Consider the following 19,618-nt stretch of genomic DNA (forward strand, 5'->3'; position numbering starts at 1 on the left):
GTTAGTATAGAAATTGACCTTTTTAATTTCCGCTTTTGGAGAAACTATTATGCCAAAATCTTCGGTTACTAAAGAGTTTATCCTTGCGGCTTCCGCCGTAGGCATCGGCCTTTCGGCGGTAGGGTCAGCTGGCGCCATGCCAATCTCCATCGATGAGAATGGGCGCACTATCGTGCAAGGCAAGAGTTTTGACAGCGCTATTCCTTCAGGATTGGTCGACAATTTTCAAGGTCAGCAGTCTACTCATCCTACCACCCAGCAAAACTGTATTAATTCCGTTGGTTGTGAAAACTGGCCTGATCCGCCGGAAGGGAATCATTGATTATTGGCAATCCACACGTTGACCTTTCGTGAGAGAGCAAATTGTCACGTGATAATTGTGACATGATTTAAATATATGATATAGCTCTACTATAATGGTCGCCTCTTGCTCAAAGAGAGGCGACCCATTTTGCGATCGGAATAGTTTAAACTGTATGAGGTGAGCTACGATGTGCGTAACCCAACATACGCTTGTCTTGTCCGAAAAGGCTTACCAGCGCTTAAAAATGCTATCTGAGTGGTCGGGTGCCACAACATCAGAAGTAGCGGAATTTCTAATTCTTTCTGCAACTTCAAATGTCGATTCCGAAAAGATTCCTTTGAGGTGGGATGGTCAAGATAGCTTTGCTGTTAGCAGTAAGCTCGAGGATATATCGAGGGGAGGCTTTCCGGGGCCGCCCCAAGTTTAATATCATCCCCGATGCGAAACGCCGCGACTTGAGGTTCTTCATGACCGCGGGCTCGGTCGGTGAATTCATCGGTGCGGCTCCTCTGCTCGATGAGCCTCCCAAAGCGCAATTGTTGCTCGCGTCGGCAGGAACGGCTGCTCGACCGGCAATTCAATCGTCAGTGGCGTAGAGCCGGAGCCTCCGGACTGTGATGGGTCGGGGAGCCGGACCCGCTTGGTCGCCATCGCCAGTCTCCATGATGAAAGGTTCGTCTAGGTCGCATCTCTTGGCGTCACGACGCGCCCGCTGACTATCACGTAGAGACGGAGCGGCCAGGTGCTCGGCGCTGAGGGCACGGCAGGCGAACCGCCCCTCGTGGTAGACATGCACTTCGGTGAGGTCGCGGGGGTCGTAGAGCACCGTGACCTTCTCGCCGACGAAAGCTGCCAGCGTCGGCTCGACGTAGCGGCGGCCCAGCAAGCGGATACCGTCGCGCAGCACCTTGCGCGGCTTGGGAACATGCACCAGCAGCAGGCCGAGCTGGTCAAGGCTGTCGGGCATCGTCGGCAGGAATCCGCCCTTCTGCAAGCGGGCAACCGGCGCTTCGCCGGTGCTGCCGTGAAGGCGTCGGTAATAGACGCCGCATACGAATGTCTCGAAGCGGACGCGCAGTTCGTCCAGCGAGAGGGCTGGCGCCGACAACGGCTTGCCCCGGATCAGATGGCCAGGAAGGTCAGGCAGGAACATGTCGTTGATGGTGCGGAACAGCCGCTCGATCTTGCCCTGCCCCCGGGGGCGCGCAACGGTCGAGTAGATAAGGCGAATGCTCAGATCGGCGGCTGCCTGCTCGAGGTGCAGACTGGTGAAGTCAGATCCGTGATCGATGTGCAGCACATCCGGTATGCCACATACCGGCCATGCCGGATCGGCCTTGCGCCAGATCGCTTGCCGAAGAGCCAGCGAGGTGTTGAGGGCCGATGGCGCGCTCAGCATCACCATATAGCCTGCACAGCTCGAGAGTAATCATCCACGACGGTCGTCAGCCATGGTCGTGCCTCTTTGCCACCGGCGTCGAGGACCAGAATATCCAGCTGGGTGTGATCGGCCTGCCACGTCGCGTTCGGTCAACGTGCGCGATGCCGATGGACCAGTTCGTACTTGTCGCGAAACGCGACCGCACCCTCATGAGCCAGGGTGGTCATCGCCGGATCGATACTCGTGACGATGCTGCGCACGGTGCTATAGGGCGAAGTTCTCCATCCTCGCTCGCCGGCTATGGTCATGATCCGGCGGCGAATAGTCGCAATCGAGGGCGGTGATTTCAGCAACGCCATACCTTCGACAAGTTTGACCAGCTCGCTCTGGAAGGTGCGCGTGCCGGCCTCGGGCCGTACTGGGCGTGCCAGTCCGGCGGGACCGGCGGTGCGATAGCGGGCGATCCAGCGACGAACAGTGCGGATCGGGATGCCGGCATCTGCTGCAGCTTTTGTCAGCGGCAGCCCGTCCACCAGGTGCGGCCGCAGCACTGCCATGCGCATCGCGACATCAGCGTTGGCATTTTTCGGCTTCCGATCCTCCGCCATGGTGATCGCCCCTGTCCGAAAGAGGATCGTTCAACGGACCCGTGCCGACCAAGCACATGATTTTCGCTTGTACAAGCAAGCCGCGGACCAGAACGACGTGGCAGGCGAATTTGGGCTCAGCATTGCTTATCGAGTTGGAAAAGGAGTGAAACCTGATCCAGCGGAAGCGACGCGCTGGATCAGGCGCGCTGCCGACCGCGGCGACCCCAATGCGTTATTCAACTTGGGCACCATCCTCAGACAAGGCGTGTTCGGTCAAAAAGATGAGTTGGCAGCACCTCATTACTATTTGCTATCAGCGAATAAAGGACATGGTCGATCACAGTATAACCTTGGGTTTTTTACGGCCTAGGCCTCGGAGTTCCTATTGATTCCGTCCTGTCATATAAATGGTTTGCGCTGAGCGTAGGCCGAGAAGGGACTACGGATAGTGCCTCAGCGACCAATAACAGATATTATTCGGCATCATTACTTACATCGTAACAGCTTGCGCAAGCACGAAAATCTGTAGATAATTGGGAGACTTCATTCAAAACCAATGCGTCGGGTGACGTTACCCCCTAAAACTAGGCTCCGCGCTTCACACGGCATAGGTGATCCTCAGCGATTTCCCCTTTTCCGCCGGCGATCGGTAACTTACGCATCATGGTCGTGCCCCACGGTGTGGTGTAGCTTCGGCGGCGTAGCCGCATCGATCTCCGGCTAGGCCGGGATGGTCAGGCTGCCAGGGCCGGCAGGGTGACGGTGGGATCATCGCTCAATTGCGCGACGCTTTCCAGCGTCATGTATCGGCCCCGCTGCACGGCCCACTCGTCATTCTGTTCGAGCAGGAGCGCACCGACGAGGCGGGTGATGGCGTCCTCGTTGGGGAAGATACCGACGACGCCGGTGCGCCGCTTGATCTCGCCGTTCAGGCGTTCGAGGGGATTCGTACTGTGCAATTTTGCGCGATGCTGCGGCGGGAACGACATGTAGGCCAGCACGTCCTCCTCGGCGGTGTCCATGAGCTTGGCCAGTTTCGGCACGCTGGGACGGAGTTGGTCGGCGACCTTGCGCCACTGCCCCTTGGCAGCCTCGGGCGTCTCCTGCGCATACGCTGTGGCGATGAAGGCGGAGACGACACGGCGCCCGCTCTTGCCGGCATGGGCCATGGCGTTGCGAGCGAAGTGGACCCGGCACCGCTGCCAAGTGGCGCTGAACACGCGCGAGACGGCCGCCTTGATGCCATCATGCGCATCCGAGATGACGAGCTTCACGCCGCGCAGGCCGCGCCGCGCGAGGCTCCGCAGGAAGTCCGTCCAGAACGTCTCGGCCTCCGACGCGCCGATCGCCATCCCCAGCACCTCGCGCCGGCCGTCGCCGTTCACGCCAACCGCGATGGTGACCGCGACCGAGACGATGCGGCCGGCCTGGCGCACCTTCAGGTACGTCGCGTCGACCCAGACATACGGCCAGTCGCCCTCGATGGGGCGGTCGAGGAAGGCCTTCACGCGCACGTCGATCTCCTCGCACAGCCGACTGACCTGGCTCTTCGAGATGCCGGTCATCCCCATCGCCTTCACCAGATCATCAACCGAGCGTGTCGAGATGCCCTGGATATACGCCTCCTGCACGACGGCGGTCAGCGCCTTCTCGGCAAGGCGGCGCGGTTCGAGAAAAGCCGGGAAATAGCTGCCGGTCCGCAAGCGTGGAATGCGCAGTTCGACCGTACCGGCCCGCGTCTCCCAGTCGCGTTCACGATAGCCGTTACGTTGTGCCAGTCGGTCGCTGCTCTTCTCGCCATAGCCCGCGCCGGTCAGGATGCCGACCTCCAGGTCCATCAGCCGCTGCGCGGCAAAGCCGATCATCTCGCGCAGAAAATCCGCATCCGCGCTCTTTCCCAACAGCGCCTGCAGGTTCATCGTATCGTCGGTCATCGGGGTCTCCGTCGGTTGGATTTCGCAACCCGAACCTATCCGAAGATCTCCGATGACCCCCCCCCTCAGCTACACCACCCCGTGGGGCACGACCCGCATCATGCGCCCTTAAATTTTCGGTGACTTCTTCGCGATTGGGCGGCGTCATTTGTTCAGCGCTGGCCAACAACGCTTATCAACAACGCTGAAATCCACAGGGCACGACGACCGATTTGCGCCAAAAGCCGAACGATGCTCCTAACGCGCAAATGTCCCCCGACGGTGGCGACCGGGCGCTTGCCGTCACCCTCGTCAACCGTAGCCGGCTCGAAAAATTGCGATCGGCGGATTTCGTCCAGAACGGCCCTTCACGCACGGGCCAAGGAACGTCTTGAGTTGGTCGACTGCTGCCGAAAGCCCGACCGACGTGTCCTGGGACTTTGCGGTCATTCTTGGCAACCATCTCCAGCGGCAGCTTCTGCCAGAGCCGGACATCCCTCGTTTGAGGAGCACCCTCTGCGGGATATTTGCAAGACGGAGCTCAGCTCGATCAGCATTCCTGTCTTTATTCCTCACCCGCCAGGAATGGATGTCACTCCAGCACCTAACTCCGACAGGTCTACAACCTCGGGGATAGTAGTCCAGCCATGCTGATCGATCGTCGTAACTTCAAACGGGTAATTCAGGATATAGATTTTCGAAAACTCACCGAGACGCACGTCATCAAATTTCGTTATCACCAATTTTCCGCTATTGAGCCAAGGATTGTTAAAGGCGAGCAGTCTAAGGTCATCTGGGCTCTCGGCCTCCCAATACATCGCTGCTTTGATGGATTTTTTCTCGATCGCACGCTGCAACGGCGCATTATCGTAGGACGCCCAGCCGTTCATGTCGCCAAGGAAGAGCCAATGGACTTCCAATCCGACACGCACGTGCAGAAGGCCGCCGCCAACAGCCTTCTTGAACCAATGTCCCGATGGCTTGGAATCCAGATCCTCCGACAAGAGGATTTGAAGGATCTCGTCTGCTATCGATTTTGAGGTTGGCCCTCGGTAGGACACGTATAGGCTAGCGTCCGCAGCTTTACGGTACGCTAATTTTATGCTATGAAGCCAAGCCGAATTCATAGCCTCTGCCCGACGTTTGGCATCACCCTTCTTACTGGCGTTGCCCGTAAAAAGCTGCGTCACCTCTAAACCGAAGTGTTCGCGACCGTTCATGACAGTAAAGTCTGGCGCTTCACCCTCGGTGACGACCCATGGTTCTCCAAGAATCTTTGCCATGATCTCGGCGACATGCAGCTCTTGGGCTTTTTTGTCATCGATCGGAGCCCAAGATAGGCCGGGGAAGAATGCCACGGATGAGTTCGCCTGATTGGATGAAGGTGAAGCGCGTCAGCGTGGATCATCAATGTTGACGATGTAGGCCGCCGGAACCAGCCCTAAGTAAATGCGCCAATCCGCTGCTATCCCTCCGCCGATCGTCACGAATTCATCGATGTGCGGCTGATCCTCGAATCCCAAGGCGGCGATATCGGGATGCTTCAACATATAGAGGTTTTCGTCGTTCTCGGGCACCTCAAGGTGGATCCGCCGAGCAACCGTGTTCGGACCGATAATCGGCGGTACGGTGCCCGGATTTGCCGCAAGATAGCCACCAAGGGCGTCTCCGCTGAGCTCGGTGCCATCCCAAAGGGATTTCTTTATCAAAGGCGTCGGGTCCGGATCCGCTGTCAATGACACGACGGGGTGGTGGGACTGTCCCTTGCGCGGAACGTGGATGTAAGTCGGCTTGATCCCCTCAACATGGATCAGTGCTGCCGCAGCCTCAGACGTGAAATGATAAAGTCTCATGACATAGACTTATCCTTGGGGCCGAGTGTCAGCAACCGGCGGCTACCGCCCGGAGCGGTCGTCGGCTGAATTAGCGGGAATGGCGACATCTCGTCGACTGTGCGCCTTCCAAGCGTCTGGGCAAGCGATCGGCAGCGCTGGCGACATGAGCATCATTGGGGACGCCAGTATGGCGCAGGTGGTTCACCATAGTTTCACCCCGTTGGCTACGAAGTCTGCCCACTGGCTCATAAGCAAACGTCGTTTGTCGAAGAAATCAGTGCGCCGGTATGCCGCTTCGACAGCGTTCGGAATTTTGTGCGCGAGCGCCTTGTCTGCGACCTCTTTGGGAAAATCGGTCTGATCGGCGGTCCAATCGGTAAAGCTCGATCGAAATCCATGCACGGTGACGTCGTTGATGCCCATATCGCGCATCGCCTTCACCATGGTGGCGTCGCTGATCGCGTTATTCTTGGCTCCTGTGAAGACCAGCCCATTCGCGCTGATAGCCCCTTCGAGCAAAACATGCGCATCGCGAAGTCGCCGCATCAGTGCGATGGCGGGAGGCGACAAAGGCACGACATGCGGCTCCTTCATCTTCATACGCGCGGCGGGGATCGACCAGATGCATTTGTCGAGGTCAAACTCCCCCCATTTCGCGAAGCGGGTTTCATTTGACCGCGCGGCGGTCAATATCGTCAGCTTGAGGGCGTCTCGACCGACACTATTTTCGAGCGCTGCCAATTTTTGCATGAAAGCTGGAACGTCCGCGTATGGCATCGCCGCAAGGTGCGTCACCTGACGAGCCTGACGTGGCAGGCCGCGCGTCACCGAGCGCAGCGATATTTCTTCCGGCACGAGCCCCTTGATATGCGCGTAGTCGAGCGTCGTCCCGATCCGTTGCAGGATGCGCCGCGCTGTGTCGGGAATCGTAAGCCAGATCGGCTCCAGGACGCGCAGCACAGCCGCACTGTCGATGGCGTCGACCGGTGTTTTTCCGATCACCGGGAAAACATGATTTTCGAGGCTCGGCATCCACGAAGGATGTTTCCCGTTCTTCCACCCTCCTTTCATCGCGTCGTAGCAATCGCGAGCGACCTTTTCGAAATTCGGGGCAGCCTTTCGCCGCAGACCCAGTTCGTTGACGGGATCAAGGCCGTTGCGGATCATCCGGCGATATTCAGCAACAGCAAGTCTGGCATCCGCCAGCGACACTTGGTTGGCGGAGCCGAGGCCGAAATCGCGGCGTTGCCCCCGGTGCTGGATTCGCAGCAGCCACGATCGCGTTCCCGTGTCACGGACGAGCAGATAGAGCCCGTGCATATCGGCGTGGCGACCAGGACCGGCATGTCGGACTTTGAGTGCGGTGAGCGGCATCAAGACCTCCCTTCACAGCCCCACATTTTGTCCCACATTTTGCGCCGGATTTGGCGAACATCAGTGGAACAATCTGATCCTGACATTCGCGTACCGACCGAACGATATCAATAGGTTGAGACTTTCTGGGCTGTCTTCCTACTCTGGTAGGATGCCCGTAGGGGTCACCAAATTGCCTTCCCAAGGCATTCCAGAACATGCCATAACTGGCTGTTTTCTGCGGCTTTTTGGTGGTATAAGTCTCTCATTCAAGCTGGCGAAATGCCACTGCATACCAGCAAGCTGATGGTATTTTTGATGGCATCTGCCGGTCGCTTCGACGGGAGATACCATCATGGCGTTGTCGGTGGTTGCCATCAAAGCCGCGGAGATTCGCGGTAAGGCGTACAAGCTAAGCGATAGAGACGGGCTCTACCTGCTCGTGACGCCATCCGGCGGACGCTATTGGCGGATGAACTATCGGCATTACGGGAAGCAAAAAACCCTCGCATTCGGGGTTTGGCCCGACACCGGTCTGGCAGAAGCGCGCGCCGAATGTGATGCCGCGCGGAAAGTGCTGGCCCGTGGCGAAGATCCCGCCGAGCGGATCAAACTCGATCGCGTAGCGGCGACCGTCGCTGCCTCCAACAGCTTCGAAGCGGTTGCGGACGAATGGCTGTCCAAGGTCGAAAAGGAAGGCCGCTCGCCGGTCACGATGAAGAAGCTGCGCTGGCTTCTCGGTTTCATCAACGCATCGATCGGCAAGCGTCCGATCGCTGCGATATCCGCGCAGGAACTGCTTCCGATGCTGCGGAAGATGGAGGGCAACGCGCGTTACGAGACGGCAAAGCGGCTCCGCAGTACCTGTTCGCAGGTATTTCGCTACGCGATTGCGACCGCACGCGCCGAGCGTGACATCGCCGCTGACCTCCACGGCGCGCTGATCGCGCCCAAGCCAGCACATCGCGCCGCAGTTACCACGCCAAAGGCCGCAGGAGAGCTTCTGAGGGCCATAGAGGGCTTTCAGGGGCAGCCGAACACCCTCGCGGCGCTGCGGCTCCTTCCACACGTCTTTGTCCGCCCTGGCGAGCTACGTTTCGCAGAATGGCAGGACTTCGATCTGGAACGGGCGATCTGGACCATTCCGCCGCACAAGACGAAGATGCGGCGAGCCCATGCGATCCCCCTCTCCCGCCAGGCGCTCGCGATCCTCGCTTCGATCGAGCACGACGCAGACTATAGCAGCTATCTGTTCCCTTCCCTCCGCTCCGCCAGAAAGCCGATGTCGGAGAACACGATCAACGCGGCACTCCGCCGGATGGGATATGCGCAGGACGAAATGACCGGCCACGGCTTCCGCGCAATGGCGGCCACGCTGCTCAACGAAATGGGTCTATGGCACCCCGACGCCGTCGAACGACAGCTCGCGCACTGCGACAACAATGCCGTCCGCCGCGCCTACACCCGAGGCGAGTATTGGGACGAACGCGTGCGGATGATGCAGCACTGATCCGATCATCTCGATTTCCTGCGCGACGGTGCGAAGGTGTTGAACGGAAAGTTCGGACAAGCGGCTGAGAATCGAGCTTAGTCGGAGGGGAAACGCCGCCACTGCCGATCAGCAGCACGCGGAGGCCGCAGTCGACCAGATTGCGACATTCGTTTTGGCGACGCGAACGTCGCAAGTTGACAAGAGCAGTCATTCGCGCGCTGCGCGTCGACGCCCGAGATACCCGAGCCAAGCGGGCAAGGTCTCAGATGCCGATGCTCGTCATGCCGCGCGCCGTCGCACGATCCACGCCGGCCGAACAAGCACTATTCGGCACCGGCCCGGTTCTTCCGGAGAGGCAGGGCGCTTTCCGCTCAGCCCTGGCGCAGGAGGAACGGCCGCTCGGCGAACGCGTCGTGGGCCGGGATGCGCGCGCCATCGGGCGCGAGGATCGCGGTGTCGCCCCACCAATCGGGATCGATCCGCAGATCGGCGTCCACGGCGGTGGCGCAGTGCAGCGGCACTGCGACGAGCAGCGTGCGTCCTTCGTGGCGACGGGCAAAGGCGAAGAGATGGCCGGCGCGCGCACCCGCGGTCTCCAGCAGCGCGAAGTCGCCCGCCGCGAACAGCGCCGGATCGGCGCGGCGCAGATGCAGCGCCTCGGCAATCGCCGCCTGTTTCAGGCGACCGTCGGGCCAGCCGGGCGTGCCCTCGCCCAGCCTCGCCATCGGCATGCGGGCGGCATAGTCGACCGGGCGGCGATTGTCGGGATCGACCAGGCTCCAGTCCCACAGGTCGCAACCCTGATAGAGATCGGGCACGCCCGGCAGCGTGCTGCGCAGCACCGCCTGGGCAACCGCGTTGACCGCGCCCCCGGGTGCGATGCGCCGGACGAAGGCAGCGAGATCCTGCGCGGCGTCGCTGCCGGGGGCCAGCAGCGCACGGATGAATTCGGCGCCGGCCGCTTCATAGGCCTCGTCCGGCTGCGCCCAGAAGGAACGCAGCTTGGCCTCGCGCATGGCCTTGCGGCTCCAGTCGATCACGCGCACGGCGAAGGCTTGCAAGCCTGCCGGTTCGTTCGCGTCCAGGTCCAGCGGCCAGGCGCCGACCACCGTCTGCAGGATGGCGTAGCGATCGCCCGGCAGCAACGTCTCGCCGGGCGGCATGTCCATCCAGCGCTCGCTGGCGGCGATCCACGCCTCGGGCAGTTCGCTCAGCACCGCCAGCCGGGCCCGCACATCCTCCCCGCGCTTATGGTCGTGCGTCGCGGTGGTGAGCATCGCATGAAGATGATCGCCAGACCGTATCGCCACCCGCGCGGCGAAGTCGGCGGGACTGAGGCTGAAGGTATCGGCGGAGAAGCCCACATCGGTGCGTGAGAGCAGCCGGGCATAGCGGTAAAACGCGGTGTCCTCGACCGCCTTGGCCGACAGCGGCGCGCTCAATTGCTCGAAACGCTGCACGGCTTCGCGACGCAGCGAATGATAGGGCGAGCGACGCCCCTCGATCCAGTCGCACAGCAGATCGAGCACGAACGCCTCGCCGGGGGCGGCACTGGCCTGGGCCACCGCACGCGCCGCGCGCAGCGCCGGACTGTCCGCCAGCGCGGCGCTGCCATAGCTGCGATAGACCCGCATCGCCCGCAACAGCGTGGCGATGCCCCGGCGCAGCATGCCGGCGGTGACGTCGCAATGATCGCCCTCCAGCGTGGCCAGCCGCTCGAACGCGCCCGCCGCCGCTTCCAGCTGGCCGGGGAACGCCCAATCCAGGATCTGGTCGCGGGCGAGCGTCTCCTCCGCCTCGAACTCGCCGGGGCGGCCGCTCAGCGCCTGCCAGTGAGCGGTGAGCGGCGCAGCACCCGCGGGGGCGTGCTGCAGCGCGGACACCTGGTCCATGAAGTCATAGCCGCTGGTGCCGTCGGTGGCCCAATCGACGGGCAGCCGCTCGCCCGCGCCCAGGATCTTCTCGACGATCAACCAGGGCGGACCGGGGTTCGCGTCGGCCGGGCGGTGGCGCCCCGCCTCCTCCAGCGCAGCGCGAAGCCGGCGGCCATAGCCGGGCGGATCGGCCAGGCCATCGACATGGTCGACCCGGACCCCGTCGATCAGCCCCTCGGCATAGAGGCGCAGCGGCAGCGCATGCACCGCGTCGAACACTTCCGGATCCTCGACGCGAAGCCCGGCCAGCTCGGTGATGTCGAAGAACCGGCGCCAGTTGATCCTGTCCGCCGCGGTGCGCCACCAGGCGAGGCGATAATGCTGGCGGGCGTGGAGCTTGGCGAGCTGGGTATAGCCCTCCGGCGTGGCGGCATCGAACTGCCGGGCGAGCGTATGGTCGTCCAGTTCGGCGAGCGCCTCGCGATCCTCCGGCCGGATCGGGAAACGGTGCGTGTCGTGCGCGACCAGCGCCATGCCCTCGGCATCGCGGACCAGCCGGATCGCCCCGCTGCGCAGCGCCTCGTCCAGCGGCACGCCCAGAAACGGCGCCAGCAGCTTTCCCCGCAAGGCGACATCGGCGGAGGTCCAGTCGATGTCGAAATAGCGGGCAAAGGGGCTGGCGGCGCCACGTTCCAGCACGCTCAGCCACCAGCGATTGTCGGCGCCGCCCACGGCCAGGTGATTGGGCACGATATCGACGACGATGCCGATCCCGTGCGCCTTCAGCGTGGCGGCGAGGCCGCGAAAGCCCTCCTCCCCGCCCAGTTCCGGATTGATCCGGGCGGGATCGATGCCGTCATAGCCATGGGTCGACCCGGCCCGCGCGGCGGCGATCGGCGAGGCATAGACATGGCTGATGCCCAGATCGCGCAGATAGGGGGCCAGCGGCTCGGCCGCGGCGAAGGGAAAGTCCTTGTGGAACTGGAGGCGATAAGTGGCGCGCGGGATCATCGTCGGTCCTTCACGGCTTGGATGCGGGCGCGCACCGCCGGGGCCGCGAACAGGGTGGCGGCGTCGGCAGGCAGGCGGCGACGCCAATTGGGATGCTCGTCGATCGTGCCGGGCAGGTTCGGTGCTTCGTCGATCGCGAACAAATCCTCGGCCGGCACGATCAGCAATTCGCAGGGCGCGCTGGCGGCATAGGCGATGGCGGCGTCGACCGGGTCGTCCTCCGCGATGCCGGCAGCCTCGACCGCCTCGCGGAAGCGCGCGCGGTCCTCCTCGCGCTCGATGCGTTCCTGGCTGCGATCCTCGTCCGGGGCCAGGCGCTCGCGCCAGTCGATGTCCCGCCCCTTCCACCAGCCGGCGATCGGCGGCAGATCATGGGTGCTGGTCATCGCCACGGCCTGCGCGGGCCACCTGGCGGGCGGGATGAAGCCGTTTTCGTCGCGCTCGAACGGCAGCACGCGCATGCCGTACAGGCCATGCGCCGTCAGCGCTTCGCGCAGGCCAGGGGGCACCACGCCAAGGTCTTCGCCGATCACGATTGCCTGGGCGCGGTGCGATTCCAGCGCGATCAGCCGCAGCAGATCGACCTCCGGCATGGTCAGATAGGCACCGTCCAGCGGCGAGGCGCCGTTCGGCACCACCCAGAGCCGGCGCAGGCCCAGCGCGTGATCGATCCGCACCCCGCCCGCGTGCCGCATCGCGCTGCGCAGCAGCGACAGGAACGGCGCATAGCCCTGCTCGCGCAATGCGAAGGGCGAGAAGCTGGTGATGCCCCAATTCTGCCCGGCGGCCTGGAACGCATCGGGCGGCGCGCCGATGCCGATGCCCAGCATCAGTTCATCGCCGCGACTCCAGGCATGGCTGCCGCCGACGTCCAGCCCCACCGCGATGTCGGCGATCAGGCCCAGCGCCATGCCGCGGGCGGCATCGGCCGCGCGGGCCAGCGAGGCATCGGCGAGCCATTGCAGGAACAGGTGGAAGCGCACTTCCCCGGCATAGGCGTCGGCAAAGGCGGCCACTTCCGGGCTGCGCGGATTGCGATAAGGCTCGGGCCAGCCCTGCCAGCCATGCGCGCCGGTCGTGCGGAGGAAATGGCCGTGCAGCGCCTCGAACCGGGCATGGTCGATCAACCGGCCATCCGCGGCGGCGACATAGTCGGCAAAGGCGTGGGCAGCCTCTTCCGGCAGCGCCGCATAGGCGTCGCGCAACCGGGCTAGTTTCGCCGGAGCCGCCACCGGCCAGTCGATCAGCGCGGGCCCGTCCGCTTCTGTGGCGTCGAAACCCAGCAGCGCCGGATCGGCATAGAGCGGGTTCAGATATTCGCGGCTCGACGGCGAATAGGGGCTGTAGCGCTGGGGATCGGCGGTGAAGAGCGCATGTACCGGGCTCATCGCCACGGCGTCCAGCCCGGCCGCGCCGGCTACCCCCACGAACCGGCCGAGCGCGCCGAAATCGCCGAACGCGTCGCCCTCGCGCAGGCTGTAGAGCTGCACCGCCGTGCCCCAGGGGCGTCGATCGAGCCGCAGATCCGCGACGCGCCAGCCCTGCGGCGGCGCGACGGCGAGATCGATCATCCCGGCATCGGTCTCCAGCCGGTGATAGCCGATCGGCAGCGGGCCGGCCGCGGCATCGCGCGCGCTGCCATCCTCCAGATGCACCCGGCCCCTTGCGGCGAGCACCGTATCGCCGTCCAGGATTCGCAGCGGCGACCGGCGTGCCTGCAGCCAGGCCATGCTCTCGGCACATTGCGCGGGCGTTCCGCACGCCAGTCCCAGCCCGTCGAGGATCAGGCGGAGCGATTCCGGCGACACGGTGCGCGCCTGGCCGGCAGCATCCTCCCACTCGATCAGCAGCTCGGCCGCCTTGGCCAGGCGCATGACATCGGCATCGCTCATGCGACCGTTTCCAGCCAGGCGACGAAGCTGGCCGGCGCCAGCATGCCGCCCGAAGGGCCCTGGCCGAGGACGACCAGCGGAGCGGCCTCCGGCGCGGCAAGCGCCACATCCGCGTCGCCCAGATTGATCGCGAGCGTCAGCCGCTGCGCGCCCAACTGCCACGCAGCGCGCACCGCCTTGGGCCCGATCGTCTCCGCGCCCAGCGCGCGGGCGACGCGGAGGTCCGGGACGATATGCGTCCGGCGCAGCGCTAGCAGGTCCCGGTAGAGCGTCCGCCATGCCTCCGCATCCGGCCCCGGCTCGGGGCGGGAGGCGAGGAACGTCTCGCGCGCATTGGGATCGGGGATGCGCGCCCGTGCCTCGGGATCGGCGAAGGCCGGAAATTTAGCGAATTCCCGACGGCGCCCCTCGCGCACCGCATCGGCCAGTTCGTCATGAAAGTCGGTGAAGAACAGGAAGGGCGACTGCGACCCGCTCTCGTCGCCCATGAAGAGAAGCGGAATCTGCGGGCACAGCAGCAACAGGCCCGTGGCGGCGCGCAGGCGATCGGGCGCCACCAGCACGGTCAGTCGCTCGCCCAGCGCGCGGTTGCCGACCTGGTCATGGTTCTGAAGGAAGCTCACGAACCGTGTTGGCGGCAGGTGGCCGCTGGCGCTTCCCCGCGGCGCGCCGTCATGGTTGGGCGAGGGATCGCCCTGGTAGATGAACCCCTCTGCCAGGCACCGCGCCAGCTTGGCGGCCGGTTCCGTGGCGAAATCCTGGTAATAGGCCTGATCCTCGTCGGTCAGGAGGACGTGCAGCACATTGTGGAAGTCGTCGTTCCACTGCGCATCGAAGCCGCGTTCCAGCCGGGCGGCGTCGTTCGACTCGTTCTCCAGCACCAGATGGATGTGGCGATCGGGAAACGCGCCGCGCACTTCCGCCGCCAGCCGATCGAGAAAGCCATTGTGGCCGATCGCATGGACCGCATCGAAGCGCAGGCCGTCGAAGCGATATTCGCTCAGCCAATGCAGCGCATTGTCGAGGAAGAAGCGGGCCACCGGTTCCTTGCCGAAATCGATCGCGCCGCCCCAGGGCGTGTGCACATCGGCCTGGAAGAAGCCGGGCGCGTAGCTGCCGAGATAATTCCCGTCCGGCCCGAAATGATTATAGACCACGTCGAGGAACACGCTGATCCCCAGCGCATGCGCCCGGTCGATCAGGCCGCGCAGTTCCTCCCGCGATCCCAGATCCTCGTGCACCGCATAGGGCAGCACGCCGTCATAGCCCCAGTTGCGGCTGCCCGACACGCCGGCGATCGGCATCAGCTCGATCGCGGTTATGCCGAGTTCCGCGAGCGACGGCAGCGTCTCCGCGACCCCGGCAAAGCCGCCCAGCACGCCGGCATGGACCTCCTGCAGCACCGTCTCTTCCCAGGGTCGGCCACGCCAGCCATCCTCCACGGGATTGAGCGTGTCGGGCACCACGCTCCAGCCATGCACGCCACCGGCCTGCAGCCGCGCGGCAGGATCGGGCGCGGCCGTGCCGTCCGGCAGGCGGAACCGATAGCGGGCGCCAGCCCCGGCCTCCGCCTCCGTCTCGAACCAGCCGTTCGCGGCCGGCATCATCGGCACGGGTGGCACCCCCTCCAGCTCCAGCGTCAGCGCATCGAGCGCCGGCGCCCAGAGCGCGAAGCGCGTGCGTCCGGGCGCGACCGGCTGGGTCCCCCATCTCATTCGATCGGGCCCTTGGCGAGCAGCAGCACGGCGCTGCGGTCCTGCACCTCGATCGAGCGTTCTTCCAAGTCGCGCTCGCCGATGCCGGTGTCGGCACTGTCGACCAGCAACCGGCGATAGCCGTGCGGCCCCGGCAGTTCGAAGGTGAGCGGCGATTGCGAGCCGTTCATCAACAGGGTGATCGCCTCGAACTCGTTCTCGCTGATCAGCCGGGTGCGCCGCATGATGAGCGCCTTGCCTTCCGGATTCTGCCAGTCCTGGGGCGAGAGCGGCTGGCCGCGCTCGTCGAACCATTCGATGTTGCGCAGGCCCGGCGCGATCTCCTCGCCATAGAGGAACGCGCCGGAGCGCACGAGCGGATAGTGTTTGCGGATCAGGATCAGCCGGCGGACGAAATGCGTCAGGCTCTCGCCCGCAGGCGATGCCGCCGCCTTCCAGTCGAGCCAGCTGATCTCGTTGTCCTGCGCATAGGCATTGTTGTTGCCCTGCTGGGTGCGGCCGAACTCGTCGCCCGCCATCAGCATCGGCGTGCCGAGCGAAGTGAGCACGGTGATCAGCATCGACCGGCGCACCTTCTCGCGGATCGCGTTGATCCCGGCATCGTCGGTCAGGCCCTCGGCGCCCCAGTTGCAGGAATAATTCTCGCTATGGCCGTCGCGATTGTCCTCGCCATTGGCCTCGTTGTGGCGCTGTTCGTACTGGGTGATGTCGGCCAGCGTCTGGCCGTCATGGCTGGCGATATAGTTGACGCTGGCCCAGGGACGGCGGGCGCGGCGATCGAACAGGTCGCCCGATCCGGCGATGCGCGCGGCGAATTCCGGGCGAATGCCGGCATCGCCCCGCCAGAAGCGGCGGGCGCTGTCACGGAACTTGTCGTTCCATTCGGCGAAGCCCGGCGGGTGGTTGCCCAGCTGGTATCCGCCCGGGCCGATGTCCCATGGCTCGGAGATCAGCTTCAGCCGGCCGAGCACCGGATCCTGGCGTAGAGCGTCGAAAAAGGCGGCGCCGGGATCGAATCCGCCATCGCCCACCCGGCCCAGCGTCGCGCCCAGATCGAAGCGGAAGCCGTCGACATGATAGCTCTCCGCCCAATAGCGCAGCGAATCCATCACCATCTGCAGCACGCGCGCCTTGCTGACGTTCAGCGTGTTGCCGGTGCCGGTGTCGTTCACGCAGTAGCGCGGATTGTCGCGCTGCAGCCGGTAATAGGTCGCATTGTCCAGGCCGCGGAACGACAGGGTCTGGCCCAGTTCGCTGCCCTCGGCCGTGTGGTTGTAGACCACGTCCAGGATCACTTCGATCCCGGCCGCGTGCAGCCGGCGCACCGCCAGTCGCAGATCGTCCGCCGTGCCGCCGCCGAGATAGCGGGCCTCGGGCGCGAAGAAGGTGAGGCTGTTATAACCCCAATAGTTCACCAGCCCCTTTTCCTGCAGGAATCGGTCCTGCACGAAGCCGTGGATCGGCAGCAGCTCCACCGCGGTGATGCCGAGCCGCTGGAGATGCGCGATCACCCGCGGATGGCTGAGCGCGCGATAGGTGCCGCGCTCGCCGACGGGCACGTCCTCCATCAGCTGGGTCAGGCCCTTGAGGTGCGCCTCGTACAGGATGGTTTCCGACCAGGGCACGTTCGGCCGGCGATCGTCGCCCCAGTCGAACGCGTCCGTGACGACCACGCTCTTGGGCATCGAGGCGGCACTGTCGCGGCGATCGAAGCTCAAGTCGGCGCGCGGCGAATTGACGCGATAGCCATGGAGCGAATCGTTCCAGCGGATCTGCCCGGCCAGCTGGCGGGCATAGGGATCGATCAGCAGCTTGTTCGGATTGAAACGATGCCCCTCTTCCGGGGCATAGCGGCCATGCGCGCGAAAGCCATAGAGCTGGCCCGGCCGCGCATCGGGCAGATAGCCGTGCCACACTTCGTCCGTGCATTCCGGCAGCGGCAGCCGGGCGATCTCGCGCCGGCCGCTATCGTCGAACAGGCACAGCTCGATCCGCTCGGCATTGGCCGAGAAGACCGCGAAGTTGACGCCCAGGCCGTCGAACGTGGCGCCGAGCGGATAGGGTGCGCCGCTCAGCAGCCGGTCGGGAAGAGAACTCACGCGGCAGGTCCTTCATGTCGGAGGAGGATCGCACCCAGGGGCGGCAGGACGAGCTCGACCGAGTCCGTCCGGCCATGCGAGGCGATCGCGGCGGTGTGAACGACATCGGGGCCGGCGATGTTCCCGCCGGCATAGCGTTCCGCATCGCTGTTCAGCACCGTGCGCCACGCACCGGCGAGCGGGACGCCGACCCGGTAGCCGTGGCGCGGCACCGGTGTGAGGTTGACGGCGAACACCAGCGGCGCGGCGCCGTAGCGCGAGAGCCGGGCAAAGGCGTAGACGCTGTTGTCCGCATCGTCGCCGACCAGCCATTCGAACCCGGCGGGATCGGCATCGCCGTGGTGGAGCGCGCCTTCGCGGGCATAGAGCGCGTTCAGGTCGCGGACCAGCCTCTGCACCCCGGCGTGATCGGGCTGTTGCAGCGCCGCCCAGTCCAGCTCGGCATCATGGTTCCATTCCTGCCACTGGGCGATCTCACCGCCCATGAAGAGCAGCTTCTTGCCCGGATGCGCCCACATGAAGGCGAGATAGGCGCGCAGATTTGCGAATTTCTGCCAGCGATCGCCCGGCATTTTGTCGATCAGCGACTGTTTGCCATGCACCACCTCGTCATGGCTGAGCGGCAGGATGAAGCGCTCGCTGAACGCATAGACTAGGCCGAACGTCATCTCGCCGTGATGCCAGCGGCGATGGACCGGATCCTGCTCCATGTAGCGGAGCGTGTCGTTCATCCAGCCCATGTTCCACTTATAGTTGAACCCTAGGCCGCCATCTTCCGGCCGGGCGGTCACACCGGGAAAGGCGGTCGATTCCTCGGCGATGGTGATCGCGCCGGGGCAGCGCTCCGCCACCACGCTGTTCAGGCGTCGCAGGAACGCGATCGATTCCAGATTCTCGCGCCCGCCATGCTGGTTGGGGATCCACTCGCCGGCCTTGCGGCTATAGTCGCGGTACAGCATCGAGGCGACGGCATCGACGCGCAGCCCGTCGACATGGAAGGTCTCCAGCCACCACAGTGCGGAGGCGATCAGCGTGCCGGCCACTTCGGTGCGGCCGAGATTGTAGATCGCGGTGTTCCAGTCCGGGTGGAAGCCCTCGCGCGGATCGGCATGTTCGTAGAGCGCGGTGCCGTCGAACTGCGCCAGCCCATGCCCGTCCGTCGGGAAATGGGCCGGCACCCAGTCGAGGATCACGCCGATCCCGCCCTGGTGGCAGCGATCGACGAACTGGGCGAACCCCTCCGGCGTGCCGAACCGGGCCGACGGCGCGAATTGCGACAGCGGCTGATAGCCCCAGGAGCCGCCGAACGGATGCTCCATGATCGGCATCAGCTCGACATGACTGAAGCCCATGTCCTGCAGATAGGTTATCAGCGCGTCGGCCAGTTCGTCCCAGTCGTGATGCGCGTCGTCATGCCATGGGCGACGCCAGGAGGCGGCATGCAGTTCGTAGATGCTGATCGGCGCGCCGGCATGGTGCCGGTCGGCACGCGTCTCCATCCATGCCTGGTCCTGCCAGGCGAAGGCGGGCGCCGCGGCGACGATCGAGGCAGTCGCGGGCGGCAGCTCGGTCGCGCGGGCCAGCGGATCTGCCTTTTCGCGCGCCACCCCATCCGCGCCGGTGACGACGAACTTGTAGCGTGCCCCGACACCGACGCCCGGCACGAACAATTCCCAGATGCCGCTGTCGTGGCGCGCGCGCATCGGCAGGCGCCGCGCGTCCCAGCCCACGAAATCGCCGGTGACGCATACCGATCGTGCATTGGGCGCCCAGACCGCAAAGGCAGTGCCTTCCACGCCGTCGATCGTGCGCGGGTTGGCGCCCAGCCGGGTAGCGAGTTCCCAATGCCGCCCCTCGCCGAACAGATAGAGGTCCAGGTCGCCAAGCACCGGGCCGAACCGATAGGGATCGTCCAGCAGCTGCGTGCTGCCGGGCCAATCGACCTTCAGGCGATAGGCGCCCTGCGGCGCATTACCCTCGAACAGGCCATCGCCCTGCGGTGCCAGGGGGTGCTCCGCCCCGTCTGCCGCGATCCGGGCGACGCTGCGCGCGCCGGGCTGCCAGACCCGCAGGACATCGCCCTGCGGCCCCAGATAGGCGAACGGATCGTGCAGCCATTGCTCGGCCGGACGGACGGTATGCTGCACCTGCGCTGCCCC

Annotated in this window: 13 protein-coding genes and 1 pseudogene; 3 read left to right on the plus strand and 11 right to left on the minus strand. The window is 64.4% G+C overall.

Translation table 11 applies throughout. The annotated features are described in order from the left end of the window. The first annotated feature begins 13 nt into the window (after window positions 1-13). Window positions 14-322 (plus strand): hypothetical protein, encoded by a 309-nt coding sequence (locus tag ACTJKY_RS14425; protein WP_440846812.1) that lies wholly within the window; start codon window positions 14-16, stop codon window positions 320-322. A gap of 559 nt (window positions 323-881) precedes the next feature. On the opposite strand, the gene ACTJKY_RS14430 is transcribed toward ACTJKY_RS14425, so the two are convergent. Both ACTJKY_RS14430 and ACTJKY_RS14435 read right to left on the minus strand, forming a co-directional pair. After that, complete coding sequence (locus ACTJKY_RS14430; protein ID WP_440846813.1) at window positions 882-1,709, minus strand: Mu transposase C-terminal domain-containing protein; 828 nt, start codon at window positions 1,707-1,709, stop codon at window positions 882-884. A 125-nt stretch (window positions 1,710-1,834) separates the two neighbouring features. Next, complete coding sequence (locus ACTJKY_RS14435) at window positions 1,835-2,293, minus strand: helix-turn-helix domain-containing protein (protein WP_440846814.1); 459 nt, start codon at window positions 2,291-2,293, stop codon at window positions 1,835-1,837. Here ACTJKY_RS14435 and ACTJKY_RS14440 point away from each other — a divergent pair. After that, complete coding sequence (locus ACTJKY_RS14440; RefSeq protein WP_440846815.1) at window positions 2,292-2,645, plus strand: tetratricopeptide repeat protein; 354 nt, start codon at window positions 2,292-2,294, stop codon at window positions 2,643-2,645. The genes ACTJKY_RS14435 and ACTJKY_RS14440 overlap by 2 nt on opposite strands. A 364-nt stretch (window positions 2,646-3,009) precedes the next feature. On the opposite strand, the gene ACTJKY_RS14445 is transcribed toward ACTJKY_RS14440, so the two are convergent. The 4 genes from ACTJKY_RS14445 to ACTJKY_RS14460 form a co-directional block, all read right to left on the minus strand. Further along, window positions 3,010-4,209 carry an IS256 family transposase gene (locus ACTJKY_RS14445; protein WP_440846816.1) on the minus strand — a complete coding sequence of 400 codons (1,200 nt, stop codon included), beginning with the start codon at window positions 4,207-4,209 and terminating at the stop codon, window positions 3,010-3,012. A 551-nt stretch (window positions 4,210-4,760) separates the two neighbouring features. Beyond that, window positions 4,761-5,546, minus strand: a complete 786-nt coding sequence (locus ACTJKY_RS14450; protein WP_440846817.1) for a hypothetical protein — start codon at window positions 5,544-5,546, stop codon at window positions 4,761-4,763. 36 nt (window positions 5,547-5,582) lie between these two features. Then, window positions 5,583-6,041: a hypothetical protein gene (locus ACTJKY_RS14455; protein WP_440846818.1), complete on the minus strand. Its 459-nt coding sequence runs from the start codon at window positions 6,039-6,041 to the stop codon at window positions 5,583-5,585. 183 nt (window positions 6,042-6,224) lie between these two features. Beyond that, on the minus strand, window positions 6,225-7,397 hold the full coding sequence (locus ACTJKY_RS14460) for a tyrosine-type recombinase/integrase (RefSeq protein ID WP_440846819.1): 1,173 nt from the start codon (window positions 7,395-7,397) through the stop codon (window positions 6,225-6,227). A 334-nt stretch (window positions 7,398-7,731) separates the two neighbouring features. Here ACTJKY_RS14460 and ACTJKY_RS14465 point away from each other — a divergent pair. Continuing rightward, window positions 7,732-8,967, plus strand: a pseudogene (locus tag ACTJKY_RS14465) (tyrosine-type recombinase/integrase). Window positions 8,968-9,239: 272 nt separating this feature from the next. On the opposite strand, the gene treY reads toward ACTJKY_RS14465, so the two are convergent. The 5 genes from treY to glgB are packed head-to-tail and all read right to left on the minus strand — an operon-like array spanning window position 9,240 to window position 19,606. After that, window positions 9,240-11,753: a malto-oligosyltrehalose synthase gene (gene treY / locus ACTJKY_RS14470; protein ID WP_440846820.1), complete on the minus strand. Its 2,514-nt coding sequence runs from the start codon at window positions 11,751-11,753 to the stop codon at window positions 9,240-9,242. Beyond that, complete coding sequence (gene malQ, locus ACTJKY_RS14475) at window positions 11,750-13,645, minus strand: 4-alpha-glucanotransferase (protein ID WP_440846821.1); 1,896 nt, start codon at window positions 13,643-13,645, stop codon at window positions 11,750-11,752. The genes treY and malQ overlap by 4 nt, the downstream gene beginning before the upstream one ends. Continuing rightward, a complete protein-coding gene (gene treZ / locus ACTJKY_RS14480) occupies window positions 13,642-15,360 on the minus strand; it encodes a malto-oligosyltrehalose trehalohydrolase (RefSeq protein WP_440846822.1) in 1,719 nt (572 codons plus the stop codon). The genes malQ and treZ overlap by 4 nt, the downstream gene beginning before the upstream one ends. Continuing rightward, the gene (glgX, locus tag ACTJKY_RS14485) at window positions 15,357-17,459 is read right to left on the minus strand and encodes a glycogen debranching protein GlgX (protein WP_440846823.1); all 2,103 of its coding nucleotides are present in this window, start codon (window positions 17,457-17,459) and stop codon (window positions 15,357-15,359) included. The genes treZ and glgX overlap by 4 nt, the downstream gene beginning before the upstream one ends. Further along, complete coding sequence (glgB, locus tag ACTJKY_RS14490) at window positions 17,456-19,606, minus strand: 1,4-alpha-glucan branching protein GlgB (RefSeq protein ID WP_440846824.1); 2,151 nt, start codon at window positions 19,604-19,606, stop codon at window positions 17,456-17,458. Before glgB ends, glgX begins: the two co-directional genes overlap by 4 nt. Window positions 19,607-19,618: the final 12 nt, after the last annotated feature.

The sequence above is a fragment of the Sphingomonas sp. 22176 genome (genome assembly GCF_052045505.1).
Classification (GTDB): Bacteria; Pseudomonadota; Alphaproteobacteria; order Sphingomonadales; family Sphingomonadaceae; genus Sphingomonas.